This window comes from Dyella japonica, from assembly GCF_040545895.1.
Taxonomy (GTDB): Bacteria; Pseudomonadota; Gammaproteobacteria; order Xanthomonadales; family Rhodanobacteraceae; genus Dyella; species Dyella japonica_D.
Genome location: NZ_JBEPMU010000005.1, coordinates 337490 through 357563 on the forward strand (window position 1 = coordinate 337490; position 20074 = coordinate 357563).

Here is a 20074-nt window from a genome sequence, read left to right on the forward strand (position 1 = left end):
CGCATGGATCGCATCACCTTGTCGCGACCCAATACCTTCGCGGGACTCAGCCTGATCCTCGATCGCGTCGCCGAGCGGCGCGATGAGTCGATGTGGGTGAACGAGCAGGCGGTGTCCGATCGCGCGCGCTACGTGCTGATCGATCCGCTGGGCCAGACCTATCTGCAAACGGATGGTGCGGCTCTGCGCTGGCTCGACAGCGCCGAGCGCGAACACCTGCTGGGCGACGTGAAAGCCAGCTTCCTCGGCTTGAACGACGAACGCCCCACCTTTCTTCTGGCGGTGGACGACGAGCATCGCGCCGCCGCACTGGAGCAGGCACTGAGCGCGCGCCGCGCCGGCCTGCGCGATGTGGGGCTGCTGCTGCCCGCCGATGAAGCGGGCCTGTTCGCCTACGCGAAGGGGCTGGTGCATTGGCAGCGCGAAACGCGCCATTGCCCGTACTGCGGCTCGCCACTGGTGCTGGTCGCCTCGGGCCACCGCGCACAATGCACCAACGCCGAATGCGGGCGCATGCATTTCCCGCGCACCGACGCCGCCGTCATCGTGATCGTGGAACACGAGGGCGCCTGCCTGCTCGGCCGCCAAGCCGGCTGGCCCAAGGGTCGTTACTCCACGCTCGCGGGTTTCGTGGAGCCAGGCGAAGCACTGGAAGATGCCGTGCGCCGTGAAGTGGCCGAGGAATCCGGTGTCGTCGTGGGCGAGGTGCATTACCACTCGTCCCAGCCATGGCCGTTGCCCCAATCGTTGATGGTGGGTTTTACGGCGAAGGCCGTGTCGCGCACCATCCGCCTGCGCGACCAGGAACTGGAAGAAGCGCGCTGGTTTACGCCGCAGGACATCGTCGACGGCATTGCCGACGGCAGCTTCCTGCCCTCGCCGCCGCTGTCGGTGTCCTATCGCTTGCTTGAACACTGGCTGCGTCAGCAGGCGGGGTTGGAGCTGGACGATTTGGCGGCGCAACGCACGCGCTAAATTCCGCTCAGCTTTTCCAGGCCGTCATGCGGACACCGCCTGGAACGACGAGCTAAAACACGACGGCCATCGCACCCACTGAGCCGTCACGGCGTTGTCCTACAATGCGCCCGTCGACAGGGAGAAACGCGTTCATGGCTGTCAGTTTGCTATCCGCACTCATCGCACTGGGCCTGGTGCATGTCATGCCGCAGCTCGTGCATTGGCGCGGCGACGGTGGATTCCGACGCTGGGTGGCGCAACTGGGCGACACCAGCGGCCCTGCGCGCGTCGCGGTGACGCTGGGCGTGCCGGTGGTGCTCTGCCTGGTGGCGATCTGGCTGATCAGCCTGTTGCCGGGCAGCGAACTGTTTCGCCTGATCTTCTCGCTGCTGGTGCTGTTGTACTGCTTCGGTCCGCACGCGTACGAAGCGGATCTTGAAGCCATCATCAAGGCACCCGACCAGCCTTCGCGCGAGGCCGCCGCGCAGGCGCTTTCCGATGATGGCGATCCGGTGAGCTGGAACGCCGTGGCACTCGGCGAAGCCACCGCCTACGCCGCGCTGCGCCGGCGCTTCGGCGTGCTGTTGTGGTTCTTCCTGCTCGGCCCTGCCGGCGCGCTGCTCTATCGCCTCGCGCAAACGCTCGGCCGCGACCAGACCCTTCACCTGGACGGCGCCGCACGCAACGCCGCGCGCGCCTTTGCCAACGTGGCCGACTGGCTGCCTGCGCAACTGATGGTCTTCACCCTGGCGCTGGTGGGCCACTGGGATGCGGTGATCGGCGCGTGGAAGCGCTGGCACCAGCAGCAATCGCCCAACAGCTGGTATGTGGAGGGCCCTGGTTTTCTCGGTGCCGCCGCGCGTGCCGACGTGCAGGTGGATATCGAAGCCGGCGACGGTTACGCCGAGGAGCGCATCGACACCCTGGGCGAACTGATCCGCCTGCGCGGCGCCCTGCTGCGCGCGCTGCTGGCCTGGCTCAGCGTGGTCGCGCTGATGGTGCTCGCGGGCTGGATGGCCTGAGCAAACAGGCGCTCGCGCAGCCTATGCGCGAGCGTTAACGAAACCGTCAGGCGAAGTCGCCGCGCAATTCCCGCACGCGCGCTTCCAGCGTGTCCAACTGCACGTCCACCGGCGCGTAAGGCGCACCGGCCACCAGTTCCACGCGTGCGCGGAAGCGACGCGGCAGGCGCGCGCGGTGCATCATCGAATCGCGCCGGCTCCACACGCTACCCCACAGCCCACGCAAGGCCAGCGGCACCACCGGCACCGGGCGGCGCTCCAGGATTCGCGCCACGCCCGGACGGAATGGCGCGATGGCGCCGTCCTTAGTCAAGCCGCCCTCGGGAAAAATACAGACGAGTTCGCCGTCAGCAAGTGCGGCATCCACCGCGTCGTAGGCGCGCTGCAATACGGCAGGATCTTCCTTTTGTCCCGCGATGGGAATCGCCTTGGCGGTGCGGAACACGAACTTCAACACCGGGATGTTGAAGATCTTGTAGTACATGACGAAGCGCGCCGGCCGACGAAGATTCGCCATCAACAACAGCGGGTCCATGAAGCTCACGTGGTTGCACACGAGCAGGGCCGGCCCTTCCTCCGGAATGTTCTCCAGGCCGTCGACCCGCACGCGGTACAGCGTGTTCACCAGCACCCAGGTGATGAAGCGCATCAGGAATTCGGGGACGATGGTGAAGATGTACGCCGCCACCGCCACGTTGAGCAGGGCAGCCGCGAGGAAGATCTGCACCGCACTCAAACCCATCGCGCCAAGTGCCAGACCGAAACCCGACGCCACGCAGATGAACAGCGCATTGAGGATGTTGTTTCCGGCGATGACCCGCGACAGGCGATCGCGCGGCGTGCGTGCCTGCACATAGGCGAACAGCGGCACCACGTAGAAACCGCTGAACACGCCGATCAGCGTGAGGTCCATCATCACGCGCCAACTTCCGGCGCTGCGCACGAAGCCCATCCAGTCCAGGCCATGCACGGTGGACAAGTGCGGATGCGCGAGATAAAGATCCACGCCGAACGCCGTCAGGCCAAACGCGCCCAGCGGCACCAGGCCTACTTCCACGCGACGCCCCGACATGCGCTCGCACAGCAGCGCACCGACGCCCGTGCCGAGAGAAAACAGCGTGAGCACCAACGTGTTGACCGAGCCGTCGCCGCCCAGGTTGAGTCGTGTGTAGTTCGGCAACTGCGCGATCAACACCGTGCCGAAGAACCAGAACCACGAAATGCCGAGCACCGCGTTGAACACGCGACGATCGCTCTTGGTGATGCCAAGCACGCGCGCGGTTTCGGTGATGGGATTCCAGTTGAACACCAAGTCCGGCGCGGTGGCCGGCGCGGGCGGAATGCGGCGACTCGCCAGATAGCCAAGCACCGCGACGAGAATGGTGGTGGCCGATGCGGCGATGGGACCGTAGCCGGCGATAAGCATCAGCGAATTGCCGGCGATCATGCCGATGAGCATCGCCAGTTGGGTGCCCATCTCCACCAGGCCGTTGCCACCGACGAGCTCTTCCGGCTTCAACGCCTGCGGCAGGATGGCGTACTTGATCGGCCCGAAGGTGGTGGAGTGCAGCCCCATCAGGAACAACACCACCAGCAGCAGCGTGGTGTGGTGCGTGTAGAAGCCCACGGCCGCAATCACCATGGCGGCAATCTCGAACAACTTCACGTAGCGGATGATGCACGACTTCTCGTACTTCTCCGCCAGCTGGCCAGCCGTGGCGGAAAACAGGAAGTACGGCAGGATGAACAATGCGGGCGCCAGATTGGTGTACAGCGACACCGTCTTGTCATCCAGTCCCATCTGGAACGCCACCAGCATGACCATCGCATTGCGGAACGCGTTGTCGTTGAACGCGCCCAGCGCCTGCGTCCAGAAGAATGGCGCGAAACGTCGGCTTCCCAGCAGGTTGAATTGGCTCATGCGCAGTCTTGATGTGGCGGCTCGCGGGCAGCATAGCAGTCGTCGCGGCGGGGACCAGGCCGCCGTCACGTGCGCCAGACCGGAGCAGGCTGTTCGGCATTCACGGCGTTACCCGCTACGCCTTTCACGTCGTTGACACGCTTTCTGTCATGCTGCGCGCCGCGATGGCCGCTTGCGCCGAACCGTGTCGAAATCGCCGCCTGTGATGCGTCGCATGCTCGATCACTTCCCCATGGGCCGCAGATCATGTCGAAACTTCGCGTGCAGAGTTTTGCCGTTTCCCTCGATGGTTACGGCGCCAGCGTCGACCAGGACCTGGACAATCCCATTGGCGTCGGCGGCATGGCGCTGATGGAGTGGTTCTTTCCCACGCGTGCCTGGCAGCGGATGCACGGCGGCAGCGACGGCGAGACCGGCGTGGACAACGCCATGGCCGAACAGGGCTTCAACGGCATCGGCGCGTGGATCCTCGGACGCAACATGTTCGGACCGGTTCGCGGTCCGTGGCCGGATGACCAATGGAAGGGATGGTGGGGCGACGAGCCGCCGTATCACGTGCCCGTGTTCGTCTTGACGCATCACGCGCGCGCACCGCTCACCATGGCAGGCGGCACCACGTTCCACTTCGTCACCGAGGGCATCCATGCCGCGCTGGAACAGGCGCGCGCCGCGGCCGGCGATCTCGACGTGCGCGTAGGTGGCGGCGTGGCGACGGTCCGCCAGTATCTTGAGGCGCGACTGCTCGACGAACTGCATCTCGCCGTGCGCCCGTTGCTGCTGGGTCATGGCGAAGCCTTGTTCCAAGGCCTGGACTTGCCGGCGCTGGGCTATGCGTGCGCGGACAGCGTCGCCGGTGAACGCGCCACGCATGTCACGCTGCGTCGGCGCGATTGAACAAGAATGTCGAAACGGTGTGTCGTCGTTCGTCGCATTGATGACGGGCCATTCAGCGGCTCGCCGATCCCTGCCCAGGAGCCCTTCGCATGAGCACCGGAACCGTCAAGCTGCATCGCGTACTTCGCGCCACGCCCGAGAAGATCTACCGCGCCTTTCTTGATGCCGACGCGATGGCGCGCTGGCTGCCACCGAACGGCTTTACCGGCAACGTGCAACAACTCGATGGCAAGGTCGGTGGCACGTACCGGATGTCGTTCACCAACTTCACCAATGGCCAAAGCCACGCGTTTGGCGGCACGTACCACGAACTCGTGCCGGGTGAGCGCATTCGCTACAGCTGCCGCTTCGATGATCCGAACTTGCCCGGCGAGATGCAGACCACGATCACCCTGAAGCGGGTGACCTGCGGCACCGAGTTGAACATCGTGCAGGAAGGCATTCCCAGCGTGATTCCCGTCGACGGCTGCTACCTCGGCTGGCAGGAGTCGCTGTTGCATCTGGCCCAGTTGGTCGAGCCCGAAATCCCCGGCTGAGCCGCCATCACGGAACGCCCCGCGTTCCACCACTTACAGGAGTTGTCATGTGGACGCATGAAGAGAGCATCGAGATCGACGCCACGCCCGCGCGGATATGGTCCGTGCTGGCGGATGTGCCCGGGTGGAGGCGCTGGAACGCCGGCATCGAGCGTATCGAGCTGCACGGCCCTTTCATCACGGGCACCACCTTCACCATGCAGCCACCGGGAACTGACGCCTTCGTCAGTACATTGATTGCGGTTGAGGAGCAGGGCGGCTTCACCGATGAAACGGTGATCGACGAGACGCGCGTGATCGTGGAACACCGCATCGAGGCGCTCACGCCACGCACGGCGAGGGTGACGTATGCGACGCGGATCACCGGCCCCGAGGCGGACGTGATCGGGCCCGAAGTCACAGCCGATTTCGGCGATGTATTGCGCGGCCTGAAGAGGATCTCGGAGCAGGCGTGATGCGCTTCGGCGGATCGCCGTCGTCGACGAGGCCGTAAATACCAAGAAAAAGCCCCGGAAGACCGGGGCTTCAAGCGAACAAAAGCGCGGCGATATCAGGCGCGATGCAGCGCGCGATGCGCAATGTCGCGACGGCAGAAACCACCTTCGTAGTGAATCTTCGCCACCGCGCCGTAAGCATTGGCGCGGGCGATGGCGATGTCCTTGCCGAGCGCGCACACCGTCAGCACACGACCGCCGGCCGTCACCACGTTGCCGTTCGCATCGAGCTGCGTGCCCGCGTGGAACACTTTCACGTCGGGACCAAAGTCGCTGTCCAGGCCGGTGATGACGTCGCCGCTGCGCACCTTGCCCGGGTAGCCACCCGCGGCCATCACCACACCGAGCGAGGGACGCGCATCCCACTGCACGTGGGTGTGGTGCAGCTCGCCGTCGAGCGCCGCCTCGATCAAGTCCACTAGATCCGACTTCAGGCGCAGCATGATCGGCTGCGTTTCCGGATCGCCGAAGCGCACGTTGAATTCGATGACTTTGGGTGCACCGCTCTTGTCGATCATCAGGCCGGCGTAGAGGAAGCCGATGAACGGCGCGCCTTCCATCGCCATGCCGCGCAGCGTGGGCTCGATCACTTCCTTGAGGATGCGCTTCTCGACTTCGGGCGTGACCACCGGCGCGGGCGAGTACGCGCCCATGCCGCCGGTGTTCGGGCCCAGGTCGCCTTCGTCGCGACGCTTGTGGTCCTGGCTGCTGGCCATCGGCAGTGCGTGCTGGCCATCGCTCATCACGATGTAGCTGGCCTCTTCGCCATCGAGGAACTCCTCGATCACCACGCGCGCGGACGCATCGCCGAACTGGTGCGCGCCCAGCATGTCGTGCAGCGCCTGCTCGGCATCCGCCAGCGTCAGCGCTACCACCACGCCCTTGCCCGCCGCCAGGCCATCGGCCTTGATGACGATGGGCGCGCCGTGCTGGCGCACATAGGCCAGCGCGGGATTGAGCTCGGTGAATACCGCATAGCGCGCGGTGGGAATGTTGTGGCGTAGCAGGAAGTCCTTGGCGAAGGCCTTGGAACCCTCCAGCTGCGCAGCGACGGCGCGCGGGCCAAAGCAGCGCAGACCCGCCGCGCGGAACTTGTCGACCACGCCCGCCACCAGCGGCACTTCCGGGCCCACCACGGTCAGCGCGATTTTTTCGTCCTTCGCCAGCTTGAACAGACCGTCCAGGTCCGTCACCGCGATATCGGCGTTGCGCACGCCCTTCTCGCGCGCAGTGCCCGCGTTGCCGGGCGCCACGATCACTTCGCTCACGCGCGGCGACTGCTTGAGCTTCCACGCCAGCGCGTGTTCACGCCCGCCGCTGCCGATGACCAGGACTTTCATGGGGACTCCAACTGCCAAGGGAACGCACCATGACCGGCGCAACGGCACATTGTAAGGGTTGGCCCGCCATTTCGCAGCGCAACACGCGCCCAACCTCGACACGAACGCGCGGCCAGGAACCGGCCACTGACAGGCATGGTCGTGGGTGAGTACTCGGCGCAACGCGCCTCCGCTCGAGAAGCGCGTGCGCCGTTCGCCGAGGCCGCCCGGGCGCGTAGCGACAAGGATTGCGGGGCCTTCCGCTGGCATGGTCGGGGGCAAGGGCCTGCCTGCCGCGGCGCCCTGACGTCAGATTCGTCCGATGGGCGGCAATCTTCGCGCCTGTGACCATGGCCTCTCATCACAAGGATGGGAGTGATTGTTTATGCAGCATGGTTTCGTTTTCTGGGTTCTTATCGGTGCCGTCGCGGGCTGGCTCGCCGGCACGTTGATGAAGGGCGGCGGTTTCGGTCTGCTGATGGACATTGTCCTGGGCGTGGCTGGTGCCTTCATCGGCGGGTGGCTGGCCGGCGTGCTCGGCATCCACATCGGCGAGGGCTGGCTGGGCTCGTTGATCACCGCCACAGGGGGAGCGCTGTTGGTGCTGTTTGCCACGCGGCTCGTCAAGCGCGCTTAGTCAACCTAACTCTCGACCGGGCCAACCGTGGCGTTGGTCCGGTCGCTTTTCGCCAGCATGCGTTCAGGCGCCCATGACCAGTTCGTTGGTCGAAAGAAGGCGATGACATCGGCCTTATATGAGCCGTCGGAAGCGAAATCAGAGCAGCGCTAAGAGGGCCGCTCGTGGCAACTTGCCGGTCTCGTTCCTCGGCAACGCCCCCACCAACTTCAGCGGCCGCGGCAGAAACACCGGATCCACCGACTGGCGAAACGCATCGAGGATGGTCTGCTCGTCCATGCCCGGCGCCACCGCCAGCGCGGCAATGCGATGCACACCCAGCGCATCGCCGTTTTCCAGCTGGAACACCACGCCATCCTGCACGCCGGGAATGGCCTGCAGTCGGCGCGTCAGATCACCCAGCGAGGCGCGCTTGCCGGCGATGTCGAGCAGATCGGAATGGCGACCGCACAGGCGGAAGCGACGGCCGCCGTCGTGCAGCGTGACGATGTCCGCCAGCGTCATCGGCTGGTCCAGCTGCGGTGCGCGGACCTGCGTGCCATCCGGCTGCGGGTGCAGTTGCACGTCGTCGTACAGCAGCCAGGGTTCGTCGTGGGCAGAGCGGCGGCTGGCGAACACGCAAGTTTCGGTGGAGCCGAACACTTCCAGCAGCGGGGCGCCAAAGCGCGCTTCGGCCGCCTTCGCGAGTTCCACCGGCATCGGCGCCGTGGCCGACACCATGGCGTCGATCGGCGGCAGCTCGACGCCCGATTCCAGCAGGGCGCGCAGATGCACCGGCGTGGTCACCAGCACGCGCGGCGCCGGCACTTCGGCCAGCGCGGCCGCCACGTCGGCCGGCAGCAAGGGGCGTCCGGCGTGGACGGCGACGTCGTCGAGCAAGGGCAGCAGCACCGACATCTCCATGCCGTACATGTGCTGCGGCGGCACCGTGGCGACCACGTGGAAATGCTTGCCCACCGAGTCGTGCAGCATGCGCAGGTTGCCCGCATTGCTGGCGTTGAAGCTGGCCCAGGTCTTGGGGTTGGCCTTGGGCGTGCCGGTGGAGCCGGAGGTGTAGCCGATGGCGACCACCTGGTCGGCCGGCAGTGACGGCGTCGACGAGGCACCTTCGGTCGGCGGATCCATCAGGCTGGGAAGGTGACGGTAGTGCGCCGGCGGCGCATCCAGCGCCAGCTCACCCAGCGCGTAGCTGCCCGGATGTGCGGCCATGACCTCGGCGACGGCCTGCGGGGCACGGGACGACGGCAGCAGGTTGGTCTGGCCACGCAACGCGATGGCGCAGAACGCCACCAGGAACGCGTAGCGGTCTTCGCACAGGTTCACGGCGGCCGTGGCCACGGGAAGCTGTTCGGCGACCGCCTGCACATGCGCCATGAAGCGCTCGGCGCTCACCGGCCCTGCGTGGCGCCATACGACCGGGCGGTGGGCCGCACCGGCGACCAGCAAGGGCAGCTCAAGGTCGGACCGTTCGAGCTGGACGTTTTCCAAAACGATGGACAAGGTGTTCTCCAACGACGGCAGTCAGCCCTTTCGGTCCGGCTCACGCCGGCCCGACGAGCGGACGGAAAGGAGTGCCCGCGATGATCCCCATCCTCGCGGTAGCCACTGAATCACTCCCTACTGAGAGCTCGTGGCGTGCGGAAGCCATTCATCCTCGCCGAAGGCACGGCAAGTCCTTACGGTCCCGATCAGGAACGGATAATAGCGCCCGAAAGCGCGTCGCGTATCAGGGTCGGGCGCAACTGCTCGCCGACGGGCGCATCCAGCACGCCATCCAGCGCGGGCCCGAAGTAGTCGGCGGCCACGTCGGCACTGCGCGCGGGCGGCTCGCCATGCGGATTGGCGCTGGTGGAGACGAGGGCGGCGCCGAACGCCCGGCACAGTGCGGCAGCAGGTTCATGCGCCGTCACGCGCAGGGCGATGCCGGCGTGCGAGCCGGCCACCCAAGCGGGGACGGCCGGGGAGCGGGGAAAGATCCAGGTGTAGGGGCCGGGCCAGCTCTCGCGTACCTGCGCCAGCACGTCGGCCGGCACGGCGGCCAGGTCGATGTAGCGCTCGACCTGGGCGAAATCCGCCGCGATCAGCAGCACGCCCTGCGTGGGCGGCCGCTGCTTGAGCGCGAACAGCCGCTCGAAGGCGGCCTGGTCGTGCGGATCGCAACCGAGGCCGAACACGGCCTCGGTGGGATAGGCCAGCACACCGCCACGGCGCAACAGCGCGGCGGCGGCATCGACATCAGCCAGGGCGAAGCGTGCCGTCACTCAGGCGTCCGCCGAGATCTTCTTGCCAGCGGCCTTCTTGGTGGCGGTCTTGGACGTGGCTTTCTTGGCGGCGGTCTTCTTCGCGGCGGTTTTCTTGGTCGCCGCCTTCTTGGCCGTCGTCTTCTTGGTGGCTGTCTTGGTGGTGGCCTTGGCCGCTGCCTTCTTGGCCGCCGGCTCCTTCTTCGCGGCAGCCTTCTTGGCAGCGGTCTTCTTGAACGCGCCGCGGCCCTTCTTCACCGGCGCGGCGGCAAGCAATTCCGCGCACTGCGCTTCGGTCAGGTCCTTCGGTTCCTGGTCCTTGGGAATGCGCGCGTTCTTCTCGCCGTCGGTGATGTACGCGCCGTAGCGGCCGTTGAGCACCTGCACGCCGTTGCCGAAATCCTTGATGATCCGGTTGGCGAGCATTTCCAGCTTTTCCTGCACGATCTGCAGGGCGCGCGGCAGCTCGATGGTGTACGGATCGTCCTCGGGCTTGAGCGAGGCATAGGTGTTGCCCTGCTTCACGAACGGACCGAAGCGGCCCACGCCCACACTCACTTCATCACCGTTCTCCGCCTGGCCGAGCTTGCGCGGCAGCTTGAACAGCTCCAGCGACTCTTCCAGCGTGATGGTGTGCATGCTCTGGCCTGGACGCAAGGACGCGAACTGCAGCTTTTCGTCCGTGTCCTTGTCGCCGATCTGCGCGTACGGCCCGTAGCGGCCCAGGCGCACCGACACCGGCTTGCCGCTCTTGGGATCGACGCCCAGTTCGCGCGCACCGGTGGCTTCGCTGCGATCGACCGATTCGGTCTTCTCGTCCACCTGCTGCTTGAACGGCTGCCAGAAGCGCTCCATCAGCGGCACCCAGGCTTCCTCGCCACGGCTCACGGCGTCCAGCTCATCCTCGAGCTTGGCGGTGAAGTCGTAGTCGACGTAGCGGGTGAAATGCGCCGTGAGGAACTTGCTGACCGCGCGGCCCACGTCGGTCGGCTTGAAGCGCCGGCTGTCGAGGAACACGTATTCGCGGTTGAGCAGCACCTGGATGATGCTGGCATAGGTCGACGGACGGCCGATGCCATGTTCTTCCAGCGTCTTCACCAGGCTCGCTTCGGAATAGCGCGGCGGCGGCTCGGTGAAATGCTGGTCGGCCAGGATGTCCTGCAGCGCCACGCGCTCGCCCACGTCGAGCTTGGGCAGGCGGCGGCCTTCGTCGTCGTCCTCGGCGGTCTTCTGGTCGCGGCCTTCCTCGTACACGGCGAGGAAGCCCGGATCGACCACGGTGGTGCCGGTGGAACGGAACGCGGCATCGCCGCCGTGCACGTGCGGCACGGCGAAATCCACTGACACCGTGTTGAGCGTGGCATGGATCATCTGGCACGCCACAGTGCGCTTCCAGATCAGTTCGTAGAGCTTGCGCTGCTCGTCGTTGAGGTACGAAGCGACTTCGCGCGGCGTACGCATGGCCGAGGTGGGGCGGACGGCTTCATGCGCTTCCTGCGCGTTCTTGGACTTGGACTTGTAGACCTGCGCGTGGTCCGGCAGCGCCTTGGCGCCAAAGTCACGCGTGATCAGCTGGCGCAGCTCGCCCACGGCATCTTCCGACAGCGCCACCGAGTCGGTACGCATGTAGGTGATGAGGCCGACGTTGCCTTCCGTACCGATCGACACGCCCTCGTACAGGCCTTGCGCCACCTTCATGGTGCGGCTGGTGGAGAAGCCAAGCTTGCGCGCGGCCTCCTGCTGCAGGGTAGAGGTGGTGAATGGCGGCGCCGGGCGGCGCTTGCGTTCCTTGCTGCCCACGTCGCTGACGGTGAGATGGCCGTGCGCGGCCTGCTTCAACGCGTGGCGCGCGGCGAGCGCATCGTGTTCGTTGGTGAGGTCGAACTGCTCGAACTTCTTGCCGTTGAGCTTGGTGAGGCGCGCGGTGAAATCGCCTTCGGGATGGCGCAGCGCCGCTTCGATGGTCCAGTACTCGCGAGCGACGAAGGCTTCGATCTCCTCCTCGCGCTCCACGATCATGCGCAGCGCGGGCGATTGCACGCGACCGGCGGAAAGACCGCGCTGCACCTTGCGCCACAGCACCGGCGAAAGGTTGAAGCCCACCAGGTAGTCCAGTGCGCGGCGCGCCTGCTGCGCATCCACCATGTCCAGCGACAGCTGGCGAGGCGCGGCAACGGCTGCCTTGATCGCCTTGGGCGTGATCTCGGAGAACACCACACGGTGCAAATGCTTGCCCTTGGTGAGACCGCGCTCCTTGAGGATCTCGCTGATGTGCCAGGAGATGGCTTCGCCTTCGCGATCCAAGTCGGTCGCCAGATAGATGTCGTCGGCTACCTTGGCCGCCTTGGCGATGGCATCGACGTGTTTCTCGTTGCGATCAATGACCTCATAGGCCATGGCGAAGTTGTTGTCCGGGTCGACCGCGCCTTCCTTCGGGCGCAGGTCACGGACGTGGCCGTAAGAGGCCAGGACCTGGAAGTCCTTGCCGAGGTATTTGTTGATCGTCTTCGCCTTAGCCGGCGACTCGACGATGAGCAGGTTTTTTGCCATGAAGCTTGCTATCCGCCATCTATAGCCGACCTGTCCGGGCCGGCTTCCTATATTTAGTTAAAGGCATGGCGGCTCGACGCCGTCAAGCTGAACCATGTGAAAGCGCGCTGCACGTCGGCTTTCGCTAGCCCGGCAACCGTTGGTAGCGATTGCCCGGCAGCGCTTCGACCTTGCCTTCCAGTTCCAGCATCAGCAGCTCAGATGTAAGTTCCGAGACAGCTTTGCCGGTGAAGCCCACCAAATCCTCAAGCGCCACCGGCCCGTAACCGAGCGCCTCGAACAACGCCTGACGGGATGGATCGGCTTCGGACGCTGTCTCTCCGGGCGTCGCGACGGCCGGCCCGTCCAGCCGACCAGCCAACTCACGACCCAGTGCGACAGCAGCAGGAGCAAGCGCTTCCACGATTTCAGCTGCCGTTTCGACCAGCCGTGCGCCATCGCGAATCAATCGATGGCAACCGTGAGCGAGCGGATTATGGATGGAACCGGGCAAAGCGAACACCTCGCGTCCCTGTTCGGCGGCAAGCCGCGCCGTGATCAGCGAACCGGACTGCAGCCCGGCCTCGATCACCAGGGTGCCCAGCGACAAACCCGAGATCAGGCGGTTGCGGCGGGGAAAGTGATCCACACGCGCCGGGGTGCCGAGCGGGAACTCGCTCACCAGCGCCCCTTCGGCCGCCAGCCGCCGCGCCAGCGCGTGATGCTGGCGTGGGTATACCCGGTCCAGTCCGGTGCCCACCACGGCCACGGTAGGCAGTCCCGCATCGAGTGCGGCGAGGTGGGCCGCACCGTCGATGCCTTCGGCCATGCCGCTGGTGATCACGAAGCCGGCGTGACCCAGGGCCTGGCCGAAGGCTCGCGCCAGGGTGCGCCCGCTCAAGGTCGCCGCGCGGGCACCGACGATGGCCAGCTGCGGGCGCAACAGCAGGCTCGCGTCACCGGCCACGAACAGCGCCACCGGCGGCTGGGGAATGGCGTCGAGCAGCGGAGGGAAATCTTCGTCGGTGCACAGCAGCAGGCGATGGCCGGGCTGGTCGAGCCAGGCCAGGTCGGCGTCGAGGCGGCGGTCGTCGGGGCATTCGAGCCAGCGCCGCGTGTCCGCTGGCAACTCGGCCAGGCGCTGCAGCAACGCGGCGTGCACGGCCTCGATCCCATCGTGGAGCGTCAGCTGTTCGCGAAGGCTGACGGCGGCGAAGCGCGGCGTGCGCAGGAGGGTGAGCCAGGTGCGGAAATGTGCGGTGTCGTTCATGGCCGCCCAGCCTAGGGACGGCGCAAAAAGAAACGGCGCGGTGATGACCGCGCCGTTCTGTCGTCCCCAACCGCCGGTGGTTTATTCCGGCAATTCGAGCTTGTCGTGCTTATGCACCGGACGCAGGCCGTCCATGATCAGGCCGTAGCTCACGCGGTCGAAGGTGCGGAACACCATCACGTGGCCCACGAACTCCTGCGGCAGCGTCACTTCCTTGCCGGTACCGCGGTTCCAGCTGTTGCTGGCCACGTCGTCCGGAATGGTTTCGCCCGGCTGGTAGATCGAATAGGTCTGGCCGTTGTCCACGCCATCCTGCGCACCGATGTTCAACGCCACCACCTGGTGCGGACCCACCGCATCGTAGGCGTCGGCGAAGGCGATCACGCGCGCGTTGCCCGGCAGCGACTTGGGCGCATGCGGGTAGTAGTAGGCGTCATACGGCTTGTCGTCGATCGGCAGCAGGCGGTCGCCTTTGCTGATCTCCATGGTGGAGTTCAGCAGGAGCATGGTGGTCGGATCGCCGGTGCGCAGCACCTCGGCGGTGCCGATCACCATCACCTCGGTGCCGATGTCTTCGCCATGGCCGTAGTGGCCGTCGGCGCGGAAATCTTCCTTCCACGGCGTGCGAACGAGCGACACGTTGCTGTCCAGTGGGTGCGCCACCAGGTCCGAACCGCCGTCGCGACCCTTCTTGCTGTCGAAGTCACGGAAGGTCTGGGTGGGACGCACGATCGCGAAGCGCTCGCCCGGCGTGGACTGCAGGTTGCGAACGTAGACGTTCCTGCCCACCGTGCCGCGCAGGTCCGCTTCCTCGAAGCCCACGACATAGGGCAGGTTCTCCACGTCCTCGCTCTTGAGAACGCGCATTTCCTTGAGGAAGGTCTGCAGCTGATCCAGCGGAATGGCGGGAACCGCATCGCCCTCGGCGCGCACGCGAGGCTGCAAGCCCAGGCGCGGACCGTTGGCAAACGACAGGTTCAGCACGTCACCCGGATAGATGAGGTGCGGATTCTGCACTTGGGGGTTGGCCTGCCAGATTTCCGGCCACAGCCACGGCTTGGAAAGGAAGCGTGCGGAAATCGCCCAAAGGGTGTCGCCCTTTCGAACCGTGTAGGTATCGGGGTGATCGGCACGCAGTTGCGCGCCCGCAGCGTATACAGCGACCGTGACCAGCATGCCGGCCAGCAGTCCAATGGACTTTCTGATCATAAACGGGAATCCCCCATCCCCCAACGCTCGGGCGAGTGTAACCGAACAACTTGTTCACGCAACCGTGACCAGTTGGCAAAACGGCATGCCAGACACGGGCTTGGCGGCGTACAATAAGGGCCATTCTAGATGCGCCCGGGACTTGGTTTTCACCGATTCGCCCGCACTTTCGGCGCTGAGGTAAAAGCCATGTCCGTCCTGACCATTCTCGAATTTCCCGATCCCCGCCTGCGCACGAAGGCCGAACCCGTGACCGTGTTCGACGCTGAACTCAAGCAGTTCGTGACCGACATGTTCGAGACCATGTATGACGCCAATGGTGTCGGCCTGGCTGCCACTCAGGTGAATGTGCACAAGCAGGTGCTGGTCGCCGACATGAGCGACGAGCGCAACCAGCCGCTGGCGCTGATCAATCCGCGCGTGGTCGAGAAGGACGGCGCACAGGTCTATCAGGAAGGCTGCCTCTCGTTCCCCGGCATCTATGCCGACGTTACCCGCGCCCTCAAGGTGAAGGTGAAGGCGAACGACGTGGACGGCAACGAGATCGAGCGCGAGTTCGAGGGCCCGCTGGCCGTATGCATCCAGCACGAGATGGACCACCTCGCCGGCAAGGTGTTCGTGGACTACCTGTCGCCACTCAAGCGCTCCATGCTGCTCAAGCGCATGGAAAAGCAGCGCAAGCAGGCGGCCACCGCTTGAAGCTCCGCGTCGTCTTCGCGGGCACTCCCGAATTTTCCGTTCCCTGCCTTGAAGCGTGCCGCGCCAGCGGCGCGGACGTGGTGGCTGTGTACACGCAGCCGGATCGTCCCGCCGGCCGCGGCCGCAAGCTGACGCCCAGCCCGGTGAAGCAGGCGGCACTGGCCGCCGGCATTCCCGTCGAACAACCCGAATCGCTCAAGTCGGAAGAGGCGCGCGCCACGCTGGCCGCGTACGCGCCTGACTTGATGGTGGTCGTGGCGTACGGGCTGATCCTCCCGCGCAAGGTGCTGGCCATTCCGCGCCTGGGTTGCTGGAACGTGCACGCGAGCTTGCTGCCTCGCTGGCGCGGCGCGGCGCCGATCCAGCGTGCCATCCTGGCTGGCGATGCCGAGAGCGGCGTCGACCTGATGCAGATGGAGGCAGGCCTGGATACCGGCCCGGTATTGCTGGAGCGCCGTACGCCCATCAGCGGTGACGACACCGGCGGAACGCTGCACGATCGCCTCGCCGTGCTGGGCGCCGATGTGCTCGCCGAAGGCCTATCGCGCGTGATGGCCGGCGAAACGCTCGCTCCGCGCGCGCAGCCGGACGAAGGCGTCACCTACGCGCACAAGCTGGACAAGGCCGAAGCACGACTCGACTTCACGCGGCCGGCCATCGAACTGGAACGCCAGGTGCGCGCCTTCGATCCGTGGCCGGTGGCCGAGGGCGAGGTCAACGGCGAGACGCTGCGGATCTGGGCCGCGCGCGCCATCGAAGGCAGCGGCGCGCCGGGCTCGGTCTTGGGCATGAGCCGCGAGGGCATCGACATGGCCTGCGGTGAAGGCGTCTTGCGTGTGACCGCTCTTCAGCGGGCGGGCGGCAAGCGAATTACGGCTGCCGATTACTTCAACGCCATGAAGACGCGCGGCGGCTGACGGTACCATCCGTGCAGGTGCTCGCCATTTCGGCGCAAACCACCCAAGCCGTCATTCCGGCGCAGGCCGGAATCCAGCAACGGTCACCTCCAATATTCGCGTAGCCCCGCAAAGGCTTTTCAACGGGGCGCGAGAATCGATGACTGGCGCTGCTGGATTCCGGCCTGCGCCGGAATGACGAGCAAAAAGCGGCGTGTCGTTGACCTTCGCTTCTCCCTCAACTCCCTACCTTTCCTCTCATGACCGACACCCGCGCCCTCGCCGCCCAAGCCCTTGCCGATGTCGCCTTGCGTGGTGCGTCACTGCGCGATGCCATGGAGCGCCACGCGCCCAAGCTCGCCGACGGTCGTGACCGAGCGTTGTTGATGGCCTTGTTGAGCGATGGCGCGCGCTGGTGGCTACGCTTCGATCCGGTGCTCGACCGACTGCTGGAAAAGCCGCTGCGCCAGAAGGAGCCGGTGGTGCACGCGCTGCTGGTGCTCGGATTGGTACAGCTGGAAATCCTGGAAATGCCGGCCTACGCCGCCGTCGCCGCCACCGTGCAGGCCACGCGTGCCTTGCAGCGCCCGCGCATGGCCGGCCTGGTGAACGCGGTGCTTCGCCGCTGGCAGCGCGAGCGCGAGACCTTGCTCGCGGAACTCGATGCCAAGCCGCAGACGCGCCACGCGCATCCCCTGTGGCTGGCCAAGACGCTGGCACGCGACTGGCCGGAACAGGCCGATACCGTGATGGCGGCGGACAATATCGAGCCGCCGCTGATGTTGCGCGTCAACCATCGTCGGGCCGAACGCGACGCGCTGATCGAGCGACTGCGTTCGGACGGCTATACGGCCGAAGCCCATTCGTGGCTCCCCGATGGCATCGTGTTGCCGCACAGCACCGACGTCACCCGCCTTCCCGGCTTTGCCCACGGCGATTTCGCCGTGCAGGACGGCGCGGCGCAGATTGCCGCCGATCTTGCCGATGTGCAGGACGGCCAGCGCGTGCTCGATGCCTGTGCCGCACCGGGTGGCAAGGCCTGTCATGTGCTGGAGCGCGCCAAGGTCGCGCTGACCGCGCTCGAATTCGATGCCAAGCGCACGCAACGGATCAGTCAGAACCTGGAGCGTCTCGGCCTTGAGGCCAATATTGTCCTTGGCGATGCCGGCGAGCCCAGCGGCTGGTGGGACGGCAAACCGTTCGATCGCATCCTGATCGATGCGCCGTGTTCGGCCACCGGCGTGCTGCGCCGTCGACCGGACGTGCGTCTGCATCGCCGTGAGAGCGATCTGCCGCCGCTCGCCGCACAACAGCGCCGCATCCTTGCCGCGCTGTGGCCGCTGTTGGCGCCGGGCGGGCGGCTGGTCTACATCACCTGCTCGATGCTGCGCGCCGAGAACGACGCCGTGGTCGGCGAATGGCTGAAGACCCAGACGGATGCCCGCGTCGTCGAGTTCACGCTGCCGGTAGGCCAGCCCGCCACGGTCGGCTGGCAGGTGCTGCCGGGCGATGGCGACCTCGACGGCATGTACTATGCCGTGCTTGAGAAGGCCTGAAGCCGCTTGGCGGCCACGTGCCGCATCTAAGCCAGGGACAAGGCAAGGCCGTTAAGCTATTCGATCAGCGACGCGGCATCGCCGCATCTCCGGAATCCATGCATGTCTGTTTTTTCTGAAGCCACTCCCCTGGAACGCCGCCGCTTCTGGCTGCTGCTGCTGATCGCGCTGGTGGTGATCGGCGCCGGCATGGGCCTGCGCGATCCGTGGCCTTCCGACGAACCGCGCTTCGCGCTGGCGGCCAAGCAGATGGTGGAGAGCGGCGACTGGCTGTTCCCGCATCGCGGCAGCGAGCTGTATTCGGACAAGCCGCCGATGCTGTTCTGGCTGGAAGCGGCGAGCTACACGGTGCTTCGCAGCTGGCGCATCGCCTTCCTGCTGCCGTCGTTGCTGGCGGCGCTGGGCTGCCTGGCGCTGGTGTATGACCTTGGCCGTCGCCTGTGGAATCGACAGGTCGGCATCTATGCGGCGTCGGCGCTGCTGATCACCTTCCAGTTCGTCTACCAGACCAAGCGCGCGCAGATCGATCCGTTGGTGATGTTCTACATCACCGCGGCGAACTGGGGCCTGCTGGTGCACATGCTCAAGGGGCCGAACTGGCGTGCGTTCTGGTTCGGCTGCTTCTGCGCGGGCCTGGGCGTGATCACCAAGGGCGTGGGCGTGCTCGCGCTCTTCATGTTCGTGCCGTATCTGGTCGCCGCGTTCGGCCAGTGGAATGGCGTTGCCCGCATGGGCGAGGGTGCGTGGTGGCGCTGGGCGCTTGGCCTGGTCGCGCTGTTGCTGGCCATGGCGCTGTGGCTGGTGCCGATGCTGCTGGGCGCCAAGGCGCATGCGGGCGACCCGGCCTACGCCACTTACGTCAACGACATCCTGTTCCATCAGACGGCCGGCCGTTACAGCAAGTCGTGGGATCACCACCACAACGCGCTGTATTACGTGCCCATCGTGCTGTTCACCTGGCTGCCATTGTCGCTTACCTATCCCGGCACGCTGCCGCGCTGGTGGCGTTCGCTGAAGGCCAAGGACGCGCGCATCCTGCTGCCGCTGGGCTGGATCGTGCTGCTGCTGGTGTTCTTCTCGATTCCCAAGGGCAAGCGCGACGTCTACATCATGCCTGCGCTGCCGATGCTGGCGCTGGTCAGCGCACCGTATCTCGACGAACTGCTGCACAAGCGCTGGCTGCGCATCGCCGGGCTTGCCTTCATTGGCATCATGGGCGCGGCCATGCTTGGCGTGGGCGCCACTGCGCTGTTGATGCACCCGAGGTTTGCCAGCGAGTTCGCCACCGCACGCGGGTTCGATGATGGCGGCCATGCGTTGTGGTGGATGTTTGTCACCATTGGTGCGATCCAGCTGCTGTTGATTGCCACGCTGCGCGTGCGTCGCGCCGTGGCCGCTGTCGCGGGCGGCATGGCGGCGATGTGGCTGGTGTGGAGCTTGTGGGCCTATCCCATCCTCAACGATTCCAGCTCGGCAGCGGGCCTCATGCAGGACGTACGCGAACGCCTGCCGGCAGGTGACCAGATCGGCATGGTGGCGTGGAAGGAGCAGAACCTGCTGATGTTCGATCATCCTGCCACCGACTTTGGCTTCACCCGTCCTTGGCATGAGCAGTACGCCGCTGCGGTGAAATGGCAGGCTGCCGATCCCGAGCATCGCTGGCTGTTTGCGTTGGATGGCGTGATGGCCCAGTGCGTGGATCGCAGCAAGGCGGTGAGCCTGGGGCACGCGAATCGGCGCGAGTGGTGGATGTTCAAAGCGGACGCGGTGGTGCCCGGGTGCATGCCGAGTGAGGATGTGGATCGGGTTCCGGCGGCGGCGTTGGAGGAGTGAGGCGGCTGCCTAAAGGCAGCGACGGTGCTTGGTCGGATACGCGTTTTTGTCTGTCATCCCGG

17 protein-coding genes are annotated in these 20074 nt (G+C 65.9%); 10 read left to right on the plus strand and 7 right to left on the minus strand.

Going from position 1 to position 20074, the window contains the following annotated elements:
* Positions 1-3 precede the first annotated feature (3 nt).
* Positions 4-975, plus strand: a complete 972-nt coding sequence (nudC, locus tag ABIC75_RS17290; protein ID WP_354015132.1) for an NAD(+) diphosphatase — start codon at positions 4-6, stop codon at positions 973-975.
* 134 nt (positions 976-1109) lie between these two features.
* Positions 1110-1979, plus strand: a complete 870-nt coding sequence (locus ABIC75_RS17295) for a cobalamin biosynthesis protein (protein WP_354015133.1) — start codon at positions 1110-1112, stop codon at positions 1977-1979.
* A gap of 46 nt (positions 1980-2025) precedes the next feature.
* Here the strand turns inward: ABIC75_RS17295 and ABIC75_RS17300 are convergent, their stop codons facing one another.
* Positions 2026-3900 carry an MFS transporter gene (locus tag ABIC75_RS17300; protein WP_354015134.1) on the minus strand — a complete coding sequence of 625 codons (1875 nt, stop codon included), beginning with the start codon at positions 3898-3900 and terminating at the stop codon, positions 2026-2028.
* Positions 3901-4146: 246 nt separating this feature from the next.
* On the opposite strand from ABIC75_RS17300, the gene ABIC75_RS17305 reads away from it, so the two are divergent.
* The 3 genes from ABIC75_RS17305 to ABIC75_RS17315 all read left to right on the plus strand — a co-directional run bounded on the left by ABIC75_RS17305 (position 4147) and on the right by ABIC75_RS17315 (position 5785).
* Entirely contained in the window at positions 4147-4794 is a 648-nt protein-coding gene (locus tag ABIC75_RS17305) for a dihydrofolate reductase family protein (protein ID WP_354015135.1), read from the plus strand.
* Positions 4795-4883: 89 nt separating this feature from the next.
* Positions 4884-5330 carry an SRPBCC family protein gene (locus tag ABIC75_RS17310; protein WP_354015136.1) on the plus strand — a complete coding sequence of 149 codons (447 nt, stop codon included), beginning with the start codon at positions 4884-4886 and terminating at the stop codon, positions 5328-5330.
* 47 nt (positions 5331-5377) lie between these two features.
* The gene (locus ABIC75_RS17315) at positions 5378-5785 is read left to right on the plus strand and encodes an SRPBCC family protein (protein ID WP_354015137.1); all 408 of its coding nucleotides are present in this window, start codon (positions 5378-5380) and stop codon (positions 5783-5785) included.
* A gap of 95 nt (positions 5786-5880) precedes the next feature.
* Here ABIC75_RS17315 and purD read toward each other — a convergent pair whose 3' ends face one another.
* The gene (gene purD / locus ABIC75_RS17320) at positions 5881-7164 is read right to left on the minus strand and encodes a phosphoribosylamine--glycine ligase (RefSeq protein ID WP_354015138.1); all 1284 of its coding nucleotides are present in this window, start codon (positions 7162-7164) and stop codon (positions 5881-5883) included.
* Between the two features lie 364 nt (positions 7165-7528).
* Here purD and ABIC75_RS17325 point away from each other — a divergent pair, with 364 nt between their 5' ends.
* A complete protein-coding gene (locus ABIC75_RS17325) occupies positions 7529-7780 on the plus strand; it encodes a GlsB/YeaQ/YmgE family stress response membrane protein (RefSeq protein WP_354015139.1) in 252 nt (83 codons plus the stop codon).
* A 138-nt stretch (positions 7781-7918) separates the two neighbouring features.
* Here ABIC75_RS17325 and ABIC75_RS17330 read toward each other — a convergent pair whose 3' ends face one another.
* The 5 genes from ABIC75_RS17330 to ABIC75_RS17350 form a co-directional block, all read right to left on the minus strand.
* Positions 7919-9280, minus strand: a complete 1362-nt coding sequence (locus tag ABIC75_RS17330) for an AMP-binding protein (RefSeq protein ID WP_354015140.1) — start codon at positions 9278-9280, stop codon at positions 7919-7921.
* 188 nt (positions 9281-9468) lie between these two features.
* Positions 9469-10041, minus strand: a complete 573-nt coding sequence (locus ABIC75_RS17335) for an L-threonylcarbamoyladenylate synthase (protein WP_354015141.1) — start codon at positions 10039-10041, stop codon at positions 9469-9471.
* On the minus strand, positions 10042-12570 hold the full coding sequence (locus tag ABIC75_RS17340) for a DNA topoisomerase I (RefSeq protein WP_354015142.1): 2529 nt from the start codon (positions 12568-12570) through the stop codon (positions 10042-10044). It lies immediately after the preceding gene.
* A gap of 124 nt (positions 12571-12694) precedes the next feature.
* Positions 12695-13819 carry a DNA-processing protein DprA gene (dprA, locus tag ABIC75_RS17345; RefSeq protein ID WP_354015143.1) on the minus strand — a complete coding sequence of 375 codons (1125 nt, stop codon included), beginning with the start codon at positions 13817-13819 and terminating at the stop codon, positions 12695-12697.
* Between the two features lie 81 nt (positions 13820-13900).
* Positions 13901-15028 (minus strand): LysM peptidoglycan-binding domain-containing protein, encoded by a 1128-nt coding sequence (locus ABIC75_RS17350; protein WP_354015144.1) that lies wholly within the window; start codon positions 15026-15028, stop codon positions 13901-13903.
* 189 nt (positions 15029-15217) lie between these two features.
* Here ABIC75_RS17350 and def point away from each other — a divergent pair, with 189 nt between their 5' ends.
* The 4 genes from def to ABIC75_RS17370 all read left to right on the plus strand — a co-directional run bounded on the left by def (position 15218) and on the right by ABIC75_RS17370 (position 20012).
* The gene (gene def, locus ABIC75_RS17355) at positions 15218-15727 is read left to right on the plus strand and encodes a peptide deformylase (protein WP_354015145.1); all 510 of its coding nucleotides are present in this window, start codon (positions 15218-15220) and stop codon (positions 15725-15727) included.
* Positions 15724-16644, plus strand: coding sequence for a methionyl-tRNA formyltransferase (fmt, locus tag ABIC75_RS17360; RefSeq protein WP_354015146.1), 921 nt, complete (start codon positions 15724-15726; stop codon positions 16642-16644). The genes def and fmt overlap by 4 nt, the downstream gene beginning before the upstream one ends.
* A gap of 239 nt (positions 16645-16883) precedes the next feature.
* Positions 16884-18179 carry a 16S rRNA (cytosine(967)-C(5))-methyltransferase RsmB gene (gene rsmB / locus ABIC75_RS17365; protein ID WP_354015147.1) on the plus strand — a complete coding sequence of 432 codons (1296 nt, stop codon included), beginning with the start codon at positions 16884-16886 and terminating at the stop codon, positions 18177-18179.
* Positions 18180-18281: 102 nt separating this feature from the next.
* Complete coding sequence (locus tag ABIC75_RS17370; protein ID WP_354015148.1) at positions 18282-20012, plus strand: ArnT family glycosyltransferase; 1731 nt, start codon at positions 18282-18284, stop codon at positions 20010-20012.
* The last annotated feature ends 62 nt before the right edge of the window (positions 20013-20074 follow it).